Below are 1,657 nucleotides of genomic sequence, written 5' to 3'. Positions count from 1 at the left end.
CCAACGGCGCGATGCTGCTGGGCTCGGAGATCGGCGCCGCGCTGACCGCCATCGAGCCCCTCGGGGTCGACGTGATCGGGCTCAACTGCGCGACCGGCCCGGCCGAGATGAGCGAGCACCTGCGCTACCTCGCCAGGCACAGCCGCGCGCGGCTGTCGTGCATGCCCAACGCGGGCCTGCCGGTGCTGACCGCCGACGGCGCCTACTACCCGCTGGCCCCGGAGGAACTGGCCGCAGCGCACGACGGCTTCACCCGTGAGTACGGGCTGGCGCTGGTCGGCGGGTGCTGCGGCACCACCCCCGAGCATCTGCGCCGGGTGGTCGAGCGGGTCCGTGGCCGTGAGCAGGCCGAGCGCCGCCCCCGTCCGGAGGCGGGTGCGGCGTCGTTGTACCAGCATGTGCCGTTCCGTCAGGACACCTCGTATCTGGCGATCGGTGAGCGTACCAACGCCAATGGGTCGAAGGCGTTCCGTGAGGCGATGCTGGCCGAGCAGTGGGATGAGTGTGTGGACATCGCGCGTGCTCAGTCGCGTGATGGGGCGCACATGCTCGATCTGTGTGTGGATTATGTGGGTCGTGACGGTGTGGCGGATATGAAGGAGCTGGCGTTCCGGTTCGCCACGGCCTCGACGTTGCCGATCGTGCTGGACTCCACCGAGCCCGCTGTGCTGGAGGCGGGTCTGGAGATGCTGGGCGGGCGGGCCGTTGTGAACTCGGTGAACTACGAGGACGGCGATGGGCCGGATTCGCGGTTCCAGCGGATCATGAGGCTGGTCAAGGAGCACGGTGCCGGGGTGGTGGCCCTGACGATCGATGAGGAGGGTCAGGCGCGTACGGCGGAGTGGAAGGTCCGGGTGGCCGTACGGCTGATCGAGGACCTGACGGTCAACTGGGGCATGAAGGTGGAGGACATCCTCGTCGACGTGCTCACCTTCCCGATCGCCACCGGGCAGGAGGAGACCCGCAGGGATGCGATCGAGTCGATCGAGGCGATCCGGGAGCTCAAGCGCCGTTATCCCAGCGTCCAGACGACCTCCGGCTTGTCGAACATTTCGTTCGGGTTGAATCCGGCGGCGCGGATCGTGTTGAACTCGGTGTTTTTGAATGAGTGTGTGAACGCGGGGTTGGATTCGGCGATCGTGCACGCGTCGAAGATCTTGCCGATGGCGCGGATTCCTGATGAGCAGCGTGAGGTCGCGCTGGACATGGTGTATGACCGGCGGCGGGAGGGTTATGACCCGTTGCAGCGGTTCATGGAGTTGTTCGCGGGGGTGGACGCGGCGTCGATGCGGCAGGATCGGGCGGCTGAGCTGCTGGGGTTGCCGTTGTGGGAGCGGTTGAAGCGGCGGATCGTTGATGGGGAGAAGAAGGGGCTGGAGGCGGATCTGGAGGAGGGTCTGGGCCGGCGTCCCGCTTTGGAGATCATCAATGAGGTGCTGCTGGATGGCATGAAGACCGTGGGGGAGTTGTTCGGGTCGGGTCAGATGCAGTTGCCGTTTGTGTTGCAGTCGGCTGAGGTGATGAAGACGGCGGTGGCGTATCTGGAGCCGCATATGGATCGGGTGGAGGGGGAGTCCAAGGGGCGGATCGTGCTGGCCACGGTCAAGGGTGATGTGCATGACATCGGGAAGAATCTGGTGGACATCATTTTGTCCAA

At 65.7% G+C, this 1,657-nt stretch carries 1 protein-coding gene; it reads left to right on the top strand.

Going from position 1 to position 1,657, the window contains the following annotated elements; genetic code table 11:
- The coding region (locus tag ACGFIV_RS36235; protein ID WP_392839603.1) for a dihydropteroate synthase at positions 1-1,657 on the top strand (1,657 nt) is incomplete at both ends.

This window comes from Sphaerisporangium sp. NPDC049003, from assembly GCF_043197795.1.
Taxonomy (GTDB): Bacteria; Actinomycetota; Actinomycetes; order Streptosporangiales; family Streptosporangiaceae; genus Sphaerisporangium.
Note: the sequence above shows the minus strand (reverse complement) of the source record. Positions and strands in the feature narration are given on the sequence as shown.